Origin of the sequence: Microbacterium sp. NPDC058021 (assembly GCF_042885955.1) — a bacterium.
Classification (GTDB): Bacteria; Actinomycetota; Actinomycetes; order Actinomycetales; family Microbacteriaceae; genus Microbacterium.
The window spans coordinates 59,752-77,183 of the sequence record NZ_JBHVRF010000008.1 but is presented as its reverse complement, the minus strand read 5'-3'; the positions used below and the strand labels follow the sequence as shown (position 1 = coordinate 77,183).

The window sequence follows — 17,432 nt, the reverse complement described above, 5'->3', positions numbered from 1 at the left end:
ATCCGCAGCGCCCGCTCACGCATCTCCGGCGAGTACTTCCTGTTCATCGTCTTCCATCCTTGCTTGAAGAACGGAACGAAACCCAGGCCGATTCATATGTCCCGGGACATCTGTCATTTCTGAGGCCATCTTCCGGGTGGTTGAGTTCGTTTCGCCAGAAGCTGCGGGTAGGTCGATGTGGTGTTCGCTGAGGATCTCGCCGGTGTCGAGGTGGATGAACGGCTGCGGGAGTTGCTATCCCGGGCGGTGTAGACATGCCGGCGTCCGGGAGTCGAATCGGGCCCCCACGGCCGTCGACGCGGGAGCGGAAGGTTGTGGCGACGTTGTGGCTGGTGGCAGCCGGTGGACCGCGGCACGGCAGGCGACCGCTCCTGCTTGGACCGTCCGTGATGCGTTCTGTTCTCCGATTCGCAACGGCGGCCTGGCCTGCACACCAGCGATGGGCGCCGGTAGGGAACGCTTCGGCTCAGACCCCCGCGAATCGTGAATCGTACTGACCAGCCATTCGCACAATCATTGTTTCGTAGTCGAATGAGCTGCCTCCAGCGGGAGCAGGCGATCCCGTCACCACGCGAACATCGCCGCCCAGGTTTTCGAAGTCAAGCACGGTTACCCCAACTCCGTCGAAGCCGGACTCATGAACCGTGCTGCGGCGTTTCAGTTGCGCAAGCTTGTCCAGGGTACGCAGGACGCTATTTGGCTGCGCGTTCGTGCGGACGACCACGGGATTCGCCGGTCCGATTGTGAACCGGTTGCTCGGTGACGGGGCGAAGCGATCTGACGCGTTGATCTGCACGTACGCAATAGCCAAGGCGGAGTCTGAGGCTCCGTGTACGGCCTGCTCGGATGCCGCAAGCTCATCATGCAAGCGTGGGAGAGAACTTACGTGCTTGGTCATCACCGCTTTCGCCTCAAGCGCCACGTGGACGGATCCCACCGTGCCGAACTCGATGTCAGGGAGCGAAGCGAGCTCATTGGTTTCGTGGGCGTTGAGCGGTAAACCGTATTTCCGCGCTAAGTGCTTGAAAGAGTCGCCAGACCGACCTGCCGAGGTCGCCGGCCGCGCAATTACAAGGTCGAGAAACTTCTCTCGTCCGGTTCGGTAATCCGTCATCGGGTGGTTGACACCGATGACAACTTTCCCTTCATTCGCGTGCCTGCGGAGGGTGGCGGATTGCCGCAAAAGATCGAAAGCGACACCCCAGCATGCGGCTTCAGAGTGACGATCGGACTGCGAGTTGTACTGCCACAAATTGCCATAGCCATCGCGAATAGCCTGCTGTTGGATGAATCGGGAGAGTATCTGAGGTCCGTGCACGCTTTCAACCTAGTCGGAAGGAGACACGGAGGGAACCTATCCGACTTCGGCTACGGCGAGAATGTGGTCGGCGACGTCCTCTCGGAACCCAGGGTGCCGCCCGAGGTTTCCCCGCTGGAGGCGATTCATGAAGCCAGTTGAGGCACGCAAAGACAACGCCTCAGCGTCCGCTATTGAGACGACATCCTGGAGATGCTGGTATGCAAGGTTGATCGGAAACTCAGAGAGCTCGGGGACCGACCAGACTGTGCCGTTTCCACCCCATGCTGCCGTTGGCCATCCACGGTCGGCGGGGGCCCAGGGCTTGTAGCCGTGTGTAACCGCTCCGGGATCAGCGAGCCGTCCAGCGAGCCACTGCGCTACGCCAACGGTCACCGCGTTGCCAACCAGTCTCCACCGCGGCCCGTTCTTGCGGGCATTGAGGCCATCGACGGCTGTCCACCCTCGATCGAACCCCTGCATCGCTTCCGCGTCCTCGACTGTCGGTTTCAATAGCCGCCGCCCTCGCTCACCCGCTGGTACCCAGATTGCCGGAGGCGAAGGGATGCCGATAGTGGAACCGCCCTTGAGTGTCGGGACTGCGTCCTGAGCCCATCCCAGGCCGCCTCGACCCTCTGTCCAGTAGAACCCGTACGCATCCTCGGCAAACTCGTGCGCTGCACGGGCTCCCTGGTCATCCGCGAACAGTACTTCGCGCGGATCGAGGTCCGCTGAAGCCACCAGTATGACCCGGCGTCGACGCTGCGGCACCCCAGTGAAGCGGGAGTCGACAACGCGGTAAGCCCACCTGTAACCGAGTGCTTCGATCTCCTCGACCAGGTACGCCATCGCGCGCCCTCGGTCTAGTGAAAGCATGTTTGGCACATTTTCGATAACGAGCGTCGGTAGGCCGCCGGTCTGAGCGCCGAGCCGGATCGCCTCGAACATGTGCCTAACTAGTCCCGAATTCGCGCCCTTGATCCCAGCCATACGGCCCGCCTGCGACAGATCTGTGCATGGGAAGCCCGACGTCACAAGATTTACTGAGCCGGGTAGCGACGTCAGCTCACGCACATCGGGATGGATGTCGATGCCGGGGAAGCGGGCCCGCAGCACCTGCTGCGCGGGCGTCCACCACTCGCAGAACATCACTGTCTCGACGTCGTGGCCCAGTGCGCGTTCAAACCCCAACTCGATACCGCCGATGCCGGCGAACAGGGAAGCTACGCGAAAAGTGGGGTTTGACAAAATGCGCTCCGGTTCGTGGGCTGTATAGCGATCGTAACCCGGCCGACACGGGTGGCCTGGGCGCTACGCCGAACCCAAACTTACGCGCGGCCCCGGACATTGGCGCTGCACCAGCACCCAGATACCCAGAGAGCGTGGGGTAGATGTCGAGGCGAGAGACGCTCGGGGGCTGCAGAGGTTTGGGAACCCGTGAACTGTGGTAGTTCGTCACCGCCCGGAAGGTGCCCTCGCACCGAAGGCGGTGCCCGGTTAACCCTGGACGACCTCGTCGTAATCTATGTCGGGCGGGTGTCGTCGTTCGTGCAGTCGCGGAGCACTTCCGGATCTCCGGGTACTGCGTGCAGAGGCGGGTCGGGATCTCGGGAGCCTATGGCGCCAAGCGCGGGCAAGACGACCGTGACGGGCACCGCATCCGGGAACTCGGCGGCCAGCCACGTGCGCAGCGCGATGATCTCCACGGAGGGGGTGAGCGGGTGCTCCCGCCCACCCGACTGGTTGGTGCGGCCCGTTTGTTTTCTGCGGACTCAAGGGGTGAAGCCCGTAAGTGCCGCCGGCAGCGGCGGCAGGCAGCTCCCCGGTATCCTAAACACCGCGGACCGATGCTTCGAGGACGTGCACGACAGTCGCCTATTGCTCAACTTGACTCGTCGATCACCCGTGGTATGTCACGAATCAAGGACCTTCAGGGATATAAGCGTTCAACCATCGGAAGACGTTGTTTCGAACGTGAGCTCTTGCCCAACAGATATTCTCGCCCTCACCGCGTACTTACCGCCTTCTCACCGCGTGCTCAGCGCGATCCGCGACGGCGGATGGGGCCTCGTGCTCCCAGAACCGCAAGACCCGCCAACCCGCGTCCGCTAGTCGCCGATCGGTGTCCTGGTCACGTGCGACGTTCGCCGCGAGCTTCGGACCCCAATAGTCGGCGTTCCGCTTAGGTGCTGTCCCGTGAATAGGGCAGCCGTGCCAGAAGCAGCCATCGATGAATACCGCGACACGCGCGCGGGTGAAGACGACGTCTGCGCGGCGTCGCAGTCCTGGGAGGGGTGCGAAATCGACGCGATACCGCAGACCGCGCGCGTGCAGCTCCCGGCGCACGGCGATCTCCGTCGATGTGTCGCGACGTTTGTTCGCGAGCATCGATTTTCTCGTGCCTTCAGATGAGGCCCAGGAGTCGGCCATCAGCCCCTCAACCCAGATCGGTGATAGCTCCGTGCTCCCAGAGCTTCGCGAATCGCTGTCTCATACCCGACGCGAACGCGACGTCGTGGACGACAACGCCCGCCTCGAGATTCCTTTCAGCGCCCGCTGTTGAGAGGTTCGCGCTGGTGACGAATGCGCTGCGCGAGTCCACGATCAGCACCTTGGAGTGTTGCAGAGCGTATTGCCCGTCGGGTGCCCTGTACGTCCAGAATCGTGCACCGGTTAGTTTGGTGCGAAGCATCGATGCTGTCTGGCCGTTATTGACAGTCGAGTCGACGAGCAGGGTGGTGCGAACTCCGCGCGCGATCGCCTTCCACAGCGCCTTCACGAACTCCGAGTCTGGCGTGGCCGAATACGTCGAAGCGAAGACGTCCTCTTTGGCCCCGTCGATCAGGTGCGCGATCGCCGACGTCGTGTGATCGCCATCGCCATCGAAGGTTGGGCCGCTCCACACCGCCCGTATGTCGGCCGCGCTCGTCTCGGCGGCGGCCGCGAAGCCGCGCAGGACTGCGGCGAGCGCCGTGCCGCCAACCGCCTTGTACGCATCCTCGAGCGGTGCAGCCGCCGCGGAACCGGGCGGCACCTTTTCGAGGGCCTTAGACAGTCGGCCGTCGATATCCAAGCTCGACGCGACTCTCAGCGCCGCCGCGGGGGCCAGCATGGAAGCAAGCACGACGAACGGGTCAGCCATTAGGCGAAGCTCGCCGAGATCCCCGCGAGCAGCGGCTTCACATCGAGCGACCCGGCGTGCAGATCGAGAACGAACCGCCGGTCGAGGAAACGATTCGCGCGCTCGCACGACGTCTCCGATAGGAAGGCGCAGAAGTGGCACGCGGCACCGTGGAGGAAATCTTCCTGATTCTTCGGTACGCGGTGCGCGCAGATCGGATCGGATGAGCAACGCTGCGCACGGTGCAGAGCTTCTTGCATCACCGATTCGAGACGGTCGGTGCGAGCCAGATCCACGAGACCGCCGAGCGTGCCCTCGCTGTCGGGCGACGTCGTCGTGATGAGAATGCCGGCAGCAGCGTCTTGATCCTCTGATGCCCGCCACGCATAGATGCGCTCCGATAGCGATGCCGACCCGTACCCGCTCGACATCGCCATTTCGCGGATCAACAGGTGCGACACGGTGTGAAGCGCCCAGTAGCGCGGTGGTGGCATGCGATCGTCGGCGCTGACTGGGGCAGCGGTAGTGCTCTGGCGGCGGCCGAGATTCCGCTCGTGCGCCGCGCAATGCTCGGCCCACACGGCGCTATCGAGGACCCCCGACTCCCACGTCTCGACGACGGACTCTTCGAAACGGAGGAAAACGCCCTCGCCGCGGTCCTCGGTGGCGGGTACCCACTTCGGCTTACCGGAGAGTGAGATGGGCGCGATACGCGTCGCGTCGTCGCCCACACGGTCGAGCGCGTCGATCCGGGTGAACCCGATGAAGGCATTCGCCTTCCGGATGCGGTCGACCGCTACGACATCGCTGATCGCGGTTTCCAGCGTTGCCGCAACAGGAACGGGGTGCACCTTGAACCCGTTTCGGCGGTCCTCGGTGAGGAACTCCTCCGGATGGGTCAACGTCTCCCATTCGGGGGCGAGCAAGTAGTTCGGGTCGTGCCCGATCGGCCCGGCTGCCGACGCCGCGAGTGGCGGAAGGTCGCCTCGCGCGATCTGGATCGCCGTCCAGAGGCCTTCGTCCGAGATCCCAACGAAGCGTTCGGTGAGATTTTCAGGTGCGAAAGCACGCCAGGCCGCCACCGTCTCGAGGGAAGTCAGCTTCGCCACCTGCGCGGGCGGGAGGCCGAGAACCTCCGTCACGGTGTCGGCAGGTTGCGGAACTGTGCGTGAAGGCAGAACGAGCACGCTGATCGTAGCGGGGAACCACTGGTTCGCCGCGCCGAGCAGCATGAGTCGGACTTCGCCCTGGCAAGGGTCGTCCGCGGATGCGTACGACGGAAGATGCGGATGCCGCCCGCGGCAGTTCGGGAGGGAGTCCTCGCCTCCCGCACGGGTCAGCTCAGCGATATTGCGGGAGGACCCGCACACGACGCACTTGATCGACACCTGCGGGCCGAGGTTCGAGCGCCACTCGAGCATGCGCATCTTCGGCTGCGCGACGCATTCGGTGCGGTGGCCGTCGGCACCGTGCACCCAGTCGACATAGGGGAACTCATCGAGGTGCCCGTTGGTGCAAGCGATGAGATAGCGCGCGGGAACCGCAGTGCGGGGCCTCGCCTTCCCCCCGAAACGGCCTTTGCAGGCCTTGTGAACGAAACGCGCTAGATCGGGCCGATGCTTGCGCGTGTTCTCGAATTCGAAGGTGCTCGCAGCCGACACCGGAGCGAGAAGGTCGCACCCCGTACACCGCAGCCATTGCGGGAAGATCCGGGTGGGGATGCCGATCGGCGTCGTGTCACCGCCGAGATCGTCGGGCAGCCACGGCGGTTGGCGCAGCTCGCCGACCTGGTGGCCGAGCTGACGGCGCACCGCCTCGATGAGGCGGGGGACCAGCACGAGTGGAGGATCCCCACCCATCCTCGCGTACGCCTTATCCCACGCATCGATGCCTTGCGGCATCACCGCGATCTGCGGCAGATCGACGGTGGCGCCGATGCCCGAGGTGTAGAGCATCGCGTTCGGGCGGATCGAGCCGATGCGGGCTCGGTTCTTCGGTTCTCCCGATCCTGCGTAGGGGTCGGCGACGTCCCCAGGGACACCGACGACGTTCTGCTCATCGCCGGCGGGTGTCTGCCCAACGGTCACGTTCTCCTCGGTCACTTGGCATCCTTCTTCGCCTTGACGGTAAAGGCCCACTTCGGCGTCGTCGCGGTGTTGGGCTCAGCCAGTTTGCCGGGGAAGGGCGAGACGAGCAGGTCGATCTCGGGTTGGACTTCACGCATCGAGTTCGCGACCTGGAAGAGTCGGTCACCTTCCTCGCCGATCGAGTCCTCCGGACTGACCAGCAGCGGTTCGACGATCTGCTTCGGGAGTGACTTTTTCGCGTATGTGAGCGCGCCGGACGTCGCCGTCGCACGATCCGACCACTTGTCGAGCCGCAACACGATCTTGCTCTTCATGCTCGACGCCGCTCCGGCGTCGGCGGCGAGGTCGACACGCGCAACCAGCTTGTCTACGAGGGCGTCGACGGTCGCGCGACGGATAGTGATCCGGCCCGCTCCAGCGTTGGACTCCGCCGAGAGAGACTCGCCGGGCGCTACCGTGGCATCAATCACGCGCGCCGCTGAGACGATGAGCCCGGTCAGCCCGCGTTCGAGCGCTGCCTCCGAGAACGGGGTGACGGAGAGTGCCTCGACATTCGCGTAGAAGGTGTCGTGATAGTGCTCGAACTGCTCATAGTGAGCCATGTCACGCGGCCGGGCACGATTCGCGAGCGTCACCACGAGCCCCGGCTTCGCTCCGTCTCTACCGACACGGGAGGAGGCCTGGATGTACTCCGCCGTGTTCTTCGGCTGTCCCACGATCATCATCAGCCCGAGGCGAGGGACGTCAACGCCAACTTGGAGCATCGACGTGGCAAGGACAACGTCGTACGGCAGTTCGCGGGGGGCGAGCTCTTCGCCGGCCTTCAGCTTGGCCGCGATAGCCGCCCGCCCTGTCGTCGTGTCAACGGCGGGGTCGAACGGCGAAGCGAGATGAGTCAGTGTCTTCCCGATCTCGGAGGACGAGATGCGGGATGTCAGCTCTCCGAGCTTGAGCGGCGTGCGCCGTCTGGGATAGCCGGTCGACTTATCCGGGCTGCTCACGCGCGTCGTCACATCGTCCTCGAGGTACCGGCGCATGCCGGCCAGCTCCCGCGTGGCGGAGAAGTAGTCCACGAGTGTGAGATAGGGCTCTGCGGCAGCGCCGTGCTCGTCGAACAGCTTCTGACCAGCGAGCAGGAGGATCTCGCTGAGGCGGATCTCGGCGAGCGTCAGACGTGCGCCGTGGAGGCACACACCGAGGTAGCGACGCCCCGGAGCCTCGTCGAGCGACACCTCCTTCGAGAAGAACGTGTCGCTCACGCTGAGTACCTGCGGTGGGAAGACCTCCACGTCGCGGGCATACAACCGCTGAACCTGCTCGGCAGCCTTTCGAACGGTCGCGGTCGACGCGATCACGAGCGGCTTCACCGGCTTCGCGGTCCCCGAAGCTCCGAGCTCCCAGCTGGAGAGGACGTCGATCGCCCCCTCGAAAAGACCCACGGCGGTGCCCAGAGCCCCAGTGATGAGGTGAAGCTCGTCCTGGATGATCAGGTCGGGCGGGCGCAGCCGGTCGACTGCCGTGACCTGGGTGGCGGGGTAGACGCGTCCGTTAGCGGTTTTCGGGTTGTGGGTGTCGGCACCGCAGACACTGGCGTCGGTGTCCAGGTGCTTGTAGCCGTGTCGCGGACACTTCTTGGCTACGTAGCCGAACAGGCTCGCGGCTTCACCCTCGCGGGCGAGACGAGCGAACTTGTCGACGGTCGCCAGAAGGAAGGTGGGCGGATGCCGGTAGATCTCGTCGTCCACGGTGAGCACGGGGAGCCCGACCTCCGCGGACCCGCCGGCGGCGAAGGGGCATCGAGCCCGACGGTCACCGCAGTAGACGCGGATACGCTTCTCGACATCGTCGGCTTCGACGTTCGATTTCGGGTTGATCGCCGTCCCGCACCAGGGGCAATGGTCGAACTGCAGAACCGTCAGCCCGTACGCGGAGTTACCTTCTCTCTCGCGCACGTCCTTCACCTGCTCCGCCGCTTCGGAGTAGCGCTTCGGGCTGACGCTCGAGCCGACCCAGAGGCCGATGGTGAAGGGTACTGAGCCCCAGGTCGCCGGGTCTTCTCGGCGGACGACCTCGGCTGCGCACATAAGTGTTGTCGCGCGCAGGAACTGCTGCGACGTGAGCAAGCGCAGCGTGTATCGCATGAGCACGGCGACGCCGTCGCCACCGTCGAGTAGTCCCTCGGGCGTCTCGACCTTGCCTTGCAGACGGCGGATACCGAATGTGAATGCCGCGAGGCCGAGGTAGGCCTCGGTCTTACCGCCACCGGTCGGGAAGAACAGCAGCTCGGCGCGTGCGTAGTCCGTCGAGCGGCGCACGTGCGTGGGGTCGACGACCGAAGGGAGCTGCATGAGGATGAATGCGAGCTGGAACGCACGCCACGACGCCGCCTTCTCACCGCGTCTGTCGACCGCGGCAACGGCGTCGGCGATCGGCAGTTCCTTCTGCTCGATACGTAGCGCGGCGACCTGTGACCGCAGACGCTGATCGCGCATCGTGCGGTTCATGAACCAGAATGCGCGCTGGGCTTGCTCGTTGGAGACGAGGAGCTCAAGCCCGTCACGCAGGCGCTTGAGGGCTTCAGCGCCGTCTTCGAGTCCGATGCGGCCCTGTTCCCGTAGCCACTCCGGAAGCGCCGCGGTTTCTTCCGCGCGCAGTTGCAGCCAGGCCGAGTAGCCATCGATGAGCGGGCTGAGACCTGCTTCGAGCTCCTCGGATGATGCCTCCATGAGCGCGCTCATGCTGAGCACGGCCCCCGCGACAGTGGGAGCCTGCGTCTGCGGCACCTCCGCTGTCGGCAGCCATGTCGTCCTGACCGCCGTCGCCCGGCGAGGATCGGCTGGCGAGAGATCCCATTCCACAGAGGCTGTGCGGCCGACAGCGAATTCGAGGCGATCGCGATAGAGAAGATCGAGACGGCGCACTTCCGGGTCTCGGGAACCGCGATCGGCGACCATCGCATCACGCGCGGGCAGGAAGATCGCGTTTCCGCTCGGCGTTGTGACCTCGAGCTCGGCTTGGAACATCCAGAGTTTGGGAGGCAGCTCCCGCCCGGTTACCGCGGTATTGAGAAGAGCAGCCTCGACGACGCGCCGTCCCTCGACATCGAAAACTTCCACGCTGATGTCGACGTCGCCGGGAAGCGCCGTGCGCGAGGAGCTGCCGTTCAGGATCGCTGAGATGTCGAGATCGGCGACTTCTTCGAAGGGCGTGCGGTCGTAGTAGGTCTGGATCTTGCCTTGCTCATCAGCCTCACGCCGCGCCGAATACTTGCCCCAGCGGGCGGTGAAGCGAAGCACCCCGGTGTCCGCCGGCACCTGGAACCGCAGTCCCATGGACGACGGGGCGATGATCTTCGATTCGGGGCCGCGGTCCTCGTCGGGTTCGCTCGGGGAGGCCTCGGCGATCGCGTCCTCTTCGTCGGCAGGCACGCCCTGTACGTCATGGGCGCCGCTGAGGTCGGTGACGGCAAGCGACTCATCTGCGCGAACGTCGGAGAGTGAGGCGCCGCTCGCGTCGGTGGGCGTTGTCGCCGCATTCGGGGCGGCGTCGAGGAGCGAGATCGGTGCGAGCGCACCGGCGAGATAGCGCGCACGGGGCGTTCCCACGATCGTTTCGTCCGGTCCGGCCCACGGACCGACGAGATCTCGCGTGATGAGGTGGACCAGTTCCTCCCGGACGTGTGCTGAAGTGTTCGCAGTTTCGCCAGTCATCAGAACATCGCTCCTTCAGGTGTCGCGGATTGCTCGAAGCCCGTGCCGTGCCTCGACTTCTTCGCACCCTCGAGCTCAGTTTCGAGCTTTGCGCGTTGATGGTTCTCTTCGAGCAGGCGGTCAAGTACCTCGACCCGGGCGTCAGGGCTGATAGTCCACCGTTCCATCTGGCGATAAGTGTGAAACCCGTGATTGAGCGCGATGTCGTTCCACCCGTAGGCAGCCAGCACCGACTCGTCGACCTGCACATGCAGCGACCGTATGAGCTCGACATCGTCATCACCGACAGCGGTCGGGGAGTTTACCAGATTGTATAGCTGGGTGAGCCCCAATCGTCGCCGGAGCATTATCTCGGAGCGTTTTGAGCTCAAGATTGCCCCGATCCGCTCTAACCTTGGGCCGAGCGGGGGTTGCGGGAATGTCTCAAATGCATCGGATGGCGAGTAGCTGACACGAGTCTCGAGTGTCGACGAGTACTTAATCGCCCAGGCCTGGTGAATACTCGAACTGAGAACAGCCAGCAACCCCTCTTTGCCCTCAGTGAATACGACTATCGAATTGCTGAAGATGACGTCGGCCGGGAGCAATAGTGGCATAACGCTTTTGCTCACCCGTGTAATCGCTAGTGCTGTATCCGATTCGGAGAGTCTTTCGCGCAACGCTGTCTGGTTCTCCGCAAAGAGCCACCAGCGTTCGCGATATATCGGACGTTTGCTCGTGAGTCGTTCTGGGCGTACCAGGCTCGCGACTCGGGCGAAAGCCGCTCGGTAGCTCCGCGCCTCATCCAGGGAAAGCCCAAAGAAGTCGATCGCGAAACGGGAGGGGCTAGCGTCGGGTCGGGAGTTTAGGTCCTCACCGTTCGCAAGTGGGCGAATTACGGGTGCAGAATTCGGGTCGGCGCTGACCAAGTCCTTTCGCTCGCTCTCGCTCAATACGAAGCCAGCCCCGAGTAAGATGCACCCTTGGAAGGACTTGCGGTAGTTGGCGCGAAGCGGAGTTGGTAGGCCTTTGACCCTTCCAGTCGCCTCAAGCAGCGTCGAAATGCTCGGCACGACTCGGTCGTCGCAAACGAACACCCAGCTCTGCAATTGCGCGGCGAATGTAGCCCAGATAGCTGCGTACTCAAGGTTCGCGCCTGAAGACGGCCAGCGGCGGCTTTGCACCGCGCGGACGATAGTCAGGCCGCGTCGGACAAGTGCATCCAGGCCGGCCTCCCGCGTGTCGCCCTGCGCGACCGTGTTCGTCGCGATCAGCGCAAGGACTCCCTGCTTCCTCACGAGCTGAGCGCTTCGGAGGAGGAAGAACGCGATGAGGTCGGCGTTCCCCGGTGTGGCCTCAGAAACGGCGTTCGCGAGCCATTCTCGGACGTTTGTGCCCATGGCGCCGGAAAGCTTCTTGCCGCCAAGGAACGGTGGATTCCCGATGACGGCATCGAAACCGCCGTGGGTGAGCATCACATCGGGGACTTTGAGAATCCAATGCAGCGGCTCCCAGCGGGAATCGCCCGTCTCGACCGTAGGGGTTAGGCCAGCGGCGATGATGGCATCAAGCTGGGTGCGATCCGGCGCGGTGTCATCGGCGGGGTGGGCGGCGCGGAGGGCGTCGGCGAGGTCGTCGTATCGATCGTCGAGCTTCTTGCCGGGCTTGCCGCCCTCAAAAAGGCCAGCGGCGATTATGCCGTCGGCGACATCGCGGAGCTTTGAGGTGACCTGCTCCGCCTGGGCGAGGAGTGCGCGCTTCGCGTTGGTGGACCGCATGCGGTCAGCATCGTCCACCTGCCCGGATGCAAGCTCGCGGCGGATTCGGGCGGCATCATCGAGGTCTTTCTCGACATCGAACCAGAGCAGCTGCTCGCGGCCGCGACGGCGTTCGGGATAGACGTGCTGCGCTTTCAACTGCTCCTCCGTGGTGACGCCGAGCAGCGAGTTGCCGTGGAAGACGCGGTCGTCAACGAAAGAGAATGGCTTGCCCGGGTCCATCGAGATGAGCCAGAGAGAGAGTTTGCACATCTCGACGGCCATACCGTTGATGTCAGCGCCATAGAGGCAGCGGGCCACGATCTCACGCACCGCCCACCGCTTCAGATCGGATTCGCCCCGTACATCGAGGCCTTCGTTGGCGCGTGCTTCGATGAGTCGATCGGCGAGGTAGCGGGCCGCGGCGACGAGGAACGCGCCAGAGCCCGCGGCGATGTCGGCGACCTTCAGATCGAGGATCTCCGCCGAGGACTTGAGCTTCCACTCGTTGCGGTTCTCAGTATCGAGAGGGCCAGGGCTATAAACCAGTGGCTCGAGCGCGTGGAGAACGACTTCCTCGGCGAGTGAGCGGGGCGTGTAGTGGGTGCCCGTATTCGCGCGCTGCGGAGATTCCGTCATCACAAGCCCATCCGCCGGGACGACGTAAGGCATCCCGCGTAGGTCATCGCGGATGAGTCCGTAGAAGGGCTGCAGCCGGGCCGCGACCTCGTCGTTACCGAGGAGCGCATAACGCAGTCGCGTGCGAGCGTCGGCAGCCGCCGCGGGGTCATTTGCCCCGTAGGCCTTTGCGATCTGGTTGACGGTGCGCGGCTTCGAGTGCTCCTGAGTCTTCTTCAGATGGTCGAAGAGGCGTTTGGCGAAGTCGAACGGTGAAGACGCGGTATCGGCGATGTATTCCAGCTCGGTGAGGGCGATCTCGGGCTCGAAGCCTGCCTTACCGTGGAGGCCGACCGTGACCTCGGAGACGTAGGTAGCCGAGTAACCGAGCAAGCCCTCGTAGACGTAGCCGATCTGCTCGACGTCGAGGTCGCGGAAGGACAGTCGCATGGCACCGTCTTCGATCGTCTGCACGGCGCGGAGGACCGCGAGCATCGCCCGGTCGGTGAGTCGCACCCGCAGTCGGCCCTGAACGTCGGTGGCATGCAGCCAGGGGAAACGGTCGGGATCGAAGAGGGAACCGCCGTAGGCGGGCATCCGCATGTCCTGGAAGGAGGCCCCCCCGAACACTGCATTGCTCGCAGCGAGCAAGCGGTGCCATGCCTCCCACGAGTGGTCGAGTGCCTCTACCGACGTCGCGGTCGCGTCCTGTTGCAACTGCTCGCGCAGGCGCGCGATCGCATAAGAGGAACGGTAGAGGTCATGCTCGGGAAGCAGCCCTCGCTCCTCCGCGAAGAGGAGGAAGACGATGCGCATGAGCACCGTGACCGCGCCTTCGTAGACAGCCTTCGGGTCCTCCGGCAACGGGGAGGGCTCGCCCTGTGCGAGAGCCCGAAGGTGCGTGTCGGACATCGACTGGAGGACGAGCTCGACGGCGCGACGTACCTGGTCGCCGAGTGCCTCGGTGATCTCCTCCGCGCTCGCGACGCTCTTCTCGAAGAGCAGCGGAAGCCGCTTCTTCTCATCACCACCCGCGATCGACGTGTAGCTGGCCAGAGCGAAGAACGCATCGCGGCTGGGACGCTCCTCACGCCACAGCAGCGCATCCCATACGCCGCTCGCGGTCGTCACATCCTTCGCCGCGGAAACCAGCGCCCACCATCGACCGTCGGTGACGATACCGATCGTCACGCCGGTCTCCCGCAGCAGCACCGCCATCCGGTCGATCGCGTTAGCTGACCATCCGTCGGTGCCCACCGAACGCAGATCGTCGGTGCGGTCCACAACGGTGACGAGGGCGGACGGGACACCCGAATCGGTCAGCGCGGCCCATGGTGTTACCGTCACGGCCCCATTGGGGGACTGCGCGGCGAGGCCCGCGGGCGACAGCTGTAGGTCGTCGGACCAATCGAGCAGGCGGCGCAACACGGCCGTCACCCACCGGTCGCGTGCCGTGCCGTACACATCTGCCGGCGCGGTCCACGCTGTCGACCATCGCACGAACTCTTCGGCGAAGACGTCTGCTTTCGCGTCTGCGGCGGGGCGCGGCAGCCCCGAGGGATAGAACGACTTCAATGCCGCTTTCGAAAGGAAGGGACCGTCGTGGTCGATCAGCGACAACCACTCCCACACATCAACGGGCACCGGCGGACTCCAGCTTCTCGGCGTCTTCGGGGGTCAGGGCGAACACGAGCGCGGCAACGAAGGTGTGCGCTTGCACGTCGCGGTAACGGCGTTCGACGGCGTCGCGTTCTGTGTGCAGCTCGTCATCGAGGTGAGACAGGCGCGTCCGGATGCGGGTGAGGTCACGGTCGCGCTGCTGCTTCTCCTCGGGTAACTGGAAGAGCATCTCCTCGCCGGATCTGCGTGCCTCCTCGGCTGCGGCCAGGGTGCTCTCCAGCGTGCTGCGGAACCGGGCGAAGATCTCCTCGACGGTGGCGAGCTCAGCATCACGTCGTTCCAGCAGGTCGGACTCGACAGCGCCTCGGAGGCGTTGCGCGCGGCGCTGGACGGCGGCGTTGACGCGGCTTCGGATGCCGTCGACCGTATCCGAGTCGGTACTCCAGTCGGAGGCCAGCTTCGCAAGTACCTGCTCGCTCGGGCGGGTGAGACGCGTGCCATCCAGCGCGGACGCCAGCAGGTCCTCGGCTTTCTCCATGCCGAGTTCCTGGCGGCGGGAGAGGCGTGTGCCGGCGAGGAAGACCTCTTCGTGCAAGCGCGTGCCGCCCTCGCCGACGAGTACGAGGCGGGCGACCCCCGCTGCGAAGGACTGATCCAGGCCGTCGACGATGACTGCGCTCACGCCCCGGACGTGATCGGTGCGTGTCCACACCTGCCCCCGTAGTTCGCGAGCTGCGCGCTGGATGAGGGGGTGGCCGAGATGCGCGTACACGACGTCGGTCCGGTGCCGTGCGCGCTGCTCGTCGAATGTAATCGGGCGCTGCACATCGGGGGCGAGGCGCGTGTTGAGGCCCGCAAGCGCGGAAACCCACGTTCGGGACACCCCGGGCGGCACTTGGAAGAGGCGCGCTTCCTCACGGGGATCGTCGACCTCGATGAGGCGGGGCTGGCCCGAGATTCGCAGTCCCTCTTCGAGAACACGAAGAAGGTTGCCGTCGTGCAGGTGCATGCGATCGCGGGAGCCTTCGAGGCGCTCGGCGAGGCGGGTCAGGTTGGCGCCGAGAGTGTGCTCCGCCTGCAGCACGCGATTGATCACCTGGCCACCGGCATCCGTCTGGCTCTGTCGCGCCGGGGCGTCTCCGAAGCCGAGTTCGCGCTGCAGGTCGGGCGCGATGATCTCATTGGCTGAGATTCCGTCGTGCTCCGAGTTCGTGATCTTGCTCGCGAGCCGGGCGAGCAAGTCGTTGTCCTTCGCGTAGTCCGACGTGTTCTGCTTGTCGGCGCGAGGGTGCCAGACGAGGGGAGTCTCGTTCTGTCCGTAACGGTCGATGCGGCCGATCCGCTGCTCGAGACGGTTCGGATTGAACGGGATGTCGAAGCTGACCAGACGATGACAGTAGGTCTGCAGGTCGATGCCTTCGCCGGCCGCATCCGTTGCGAGCAGGATCCGAATCGGTTCGTCACGAGGAGGCGCGTTGAATCGGGCGCGGATCTCCTCGCGCGTCTCGGCGTCGGTCGCACCGTCGATGATCGCTAGCCGCTCGCCGCCGAGGCCTCGCGATTCGAGCACGTCACGCAGCCACTCGAGGGTGGTGACGTACTCCGTGAAGATGACGATGCGTTCCTCGCCCCAGCCGTGCCCTTGAACGATCAACTCACCCTCGATGAGACGCAGCAGGGCTTCCAGCTTCGAATCGGCACGGCCGTCATAGCGGCGCCCCCAAGCGATCAGATCGCGGAGGTCCGAGACGTCCTCATCGCCGAGCGGCACCTGGGCACGCTTGGCGGTTCGAAGTGCTTCGAGCTCGGGTTGCTCGGCGCGACCTTCCTCCTCGTCGGATGCCTCGTCGCCCAGAATGTCGTCGTAGTCGGGAAGCTGCACGTCCTCGTCGCCACGCGCCTCCAGATATGTCTCAGCGGTCGCAGCGAAGGCGACCGGCGAGGAGAAGAACCGCTTCTTGAGGATCACCGTCGCGAGGTCGGACGCACGCTTTCCCCGACCCTGCTGCACGGCGGCGTTGCGACGACGCGTGAAGGCGATGAGCTTTTCGTATGCCTCGGCCTCGTCGCCCGACGGGTCGAACCACAGAGGGCGCACCTTGCGAAGACGGAATCCTTCATCCGGTAGATCTCGCTTCAAACGCCGTACCGCGACTTGGCGCAGGGCCTTCTCGTCGAGATCCGCGCCGCGCGCGAACCGCTGCGGATCGATCATCTCCAAGAGCGCCGTGAAGGATTCGGTGTAGCCGTTGTGCGGCGTGGCGCTTAGGAAGAGCCTGTGCTCGCAGAGCTCCGCGAGGCGTCGCACCGCGATCGTGCGCTGGCTGTCGACGGCATAGCGGGCCTTGTCGGCGTTCGCGCGGCTCGGAGTGGCCGGGGCGACGTGGTGCGCCTCGTCGACGATGAGGATGTCGAACGCGCGGCGCTCCGCGGTGCGCTTGTCCTTGACGCTCGCATACACCTCTTCGAGCATGCGCTCCGCGCGGGGCGAGGGCAGCCACGACATCGAGACGATCACGCGCGGATAGACCCGGAACGGATTGGCGTGCACACCGAAGGTCCGGCGGAATGTCTTCATCGTGTCGGTGTTGACGATCTCGAAGTCCAGGCCGAACTTGTCACGCAGCTCTTCCTGCCACTTGATCACCAGCCCAGCTGGGCAGACCACGATCACCGAGCGGGCGCGGTGGCGCAGCAGCAGCTCCTGGATGACGAGACCGGCCTCGATCGTCTTGCCGAGACCGACGTCGTCTGCGAGGAGCATGTTGGCGCGGGGGGAGTCGATCGCGCGGCGGAGCGGTTCGAGCTGGTACGCCTCAACGGATGCGCTGCTTCGGAACGGAGCCTGCAGCGTCTTGGGGTCGGCGCTGGTGAGCGCACCCCAGCGGAGCGCATCGACGTAGGCGGCGAACGTCGTAGGTTCGTCGAACTGGTCGGGACGCAGGGTTGCGGGCAGGCCCTGTTCGTGAATGACGCTCCGGCCTGGCTCGAGTTCCCAGATGACGGTGAGCTCGCGGCCGTAGAAGTCCTCCTCGACCGACTGCATCGTGACAGCGTGCTGCAACTCGGCTCGGCCGTCGTCCGCGCTGCTCCGAGGCAGCGACTGTGCGGTCACGTCGGTGACCGACCAGCGTGCGCCGCGCACGTTCACCAGGTTGCCGATCTCCGGCAACGCGGTTGTGCCGGTCGTACTCTCGATCACTCGCGAAGTCATCTCGCGCCCCCTAGTTTCCCCATGATGCC

Annotated in this window: 8 protein-coding genes; all 8 read right to left on the bottom strand. The window is 64.8% G+C overall.

Going from position 1 to position 17,432, the window contains the following annotated elements:
• Positions 1-466: 466 nt before the first annotated feature.
• The 8 genes from ACFVR6_RS16065 to drmD all read right to left on the bottom strand — a co-directional run bounded on the left by ACFVR6_RS16065 (position 467) and on the right by drmD (position 17,403).
• Positions 467-1,318 (bottom strand): hypothetical protein, encoded by an 852-nt coding sequence (locus ACFVR6_RS16065; RefSeq protein ID WP_386964862.1) that lies wholly within the window; start codon positions 1,316-1,318, stop codon positions 467-469.
• Positions 1,319-1,354: 36 nt separating this feature from the next.
• Positions 1,355-2,545, bottom strand: coding sequence for a DNA cytosine methyltransferase (locus ACFVR6_RS16060; RefSeq protein WP_386964860.1), 1,191 nt, complete (start codon positions 2,543-2,545; stop codon positions 1,355-1,357).
• Between the two features lie 768 nt (positions 2,546-3,313).
• A complete protein-coding gene (locus ACFVR6_RS16055; RefSeq protein WP_386964858.1) occupies positions 3,314-3,727 on the bottom strand; it encodes a very short patch repair endonuclease in 414 nt (137 codons plus the stop codon).
• Between the two features lie 7 nt (positions 3,728-3,734).
• On the bottom strand, positions 3,735-4,439 hold the full coding sequence (drmC, locus tag ACFVR6_RS16050; protein ID WP_386964856.1) for a DISARM system phospholipase D-like protein DrmC: 705 nt from the start codon (positions 4,437-4,439) through the stop codon (positions 3,735-3,737).
• Complete coding sequence (gene drmB / locus ACFVR6_RS16045) at positions 4,439-6,520, bottom strand: DrmB family protein (RefSeq protein WP_386964854.1); 2,082 nt, start codon at positions 6,518-6,520, stop codon at positions 4,439-4,441. The genes drmC and drmB overlap by 1 nt, the downstream gene beginning before the upstream one ends.
• Positions 6,517-10,215, bottom strand: coding sequence for a DISARM system helicase DrmA (gene drmA / locus ACFVR6_RS16040; protein ID WP_386964852.1), 3,699 nt, complete (start codon positions 10,213-10,215; stop codon positions 6,517-6,519). Before drmA ends, drmB begins: the two co-directional genes overlap by 4 nt.
• Positions 10,215-14,213 (bottom strand): Eco57I restriction-modification methylase domain-containing protein, encoded by a 3,999-nt coding sequence (locus ACFVR6_RS16035; RefSeq protein WP_386964850.1) that lies wholly within the window; start codon positions 14,211-14,213, stop codon positions 10,215-10,217. Before ACFVR6_RS16035 ends, drmA begins: the two co-directional genes overlap by 1 nt.
• Complete coding sequence (gene drmD / locus ACFVR6_RS16030) at positions 14,203-17,403, bottom strand: DISARM system SNF2-like helicase DrmD (RefSeq protein WP_386964848.1); 3,201 nt, start codon at positions 17,401-17,403, stop codon at positions 14,203-14,205. The genes ACFVR6_RS16035 and drmD overlap by 11 nt, the downstream gene beginning before the upstream one ends.
• Between the last annotated feature and the right edge of the window lie 29 nt (positions 17,404-17,432).

Excerpts from the sequence above, each read along its gene's own strand:
- drmA (WP_386964852.1), bottom strand. The coding sequence starts at position 10,215 with ATGACTGGCGAAACTGCGAACACTTCAGCACACGTCCGGGAGGAACTG.
- ACFVR6_RS16055 (WP_386964858.1), bottom strand. The coding sequence starts at position 3,727 with ATGGCCGACTCCTGGGCCTCATCTGAAGGCACGAGAAAATCGATGCTC.
- drmC (WP_386964856.1), bottom strand. The coding sequence starts at position 4,439 with ATGGCTGACCCGTTCGTCGTGCTTGCTTCCATGCTGGCCCCCGCGGCG.
- drmD (WP_386964848.1), bottom strand. The coding sequence starts at position 17,403 with ATGACTTCGCGAGTGATCGAGAGTACGACCGGCACAACCGCGTTGCCG.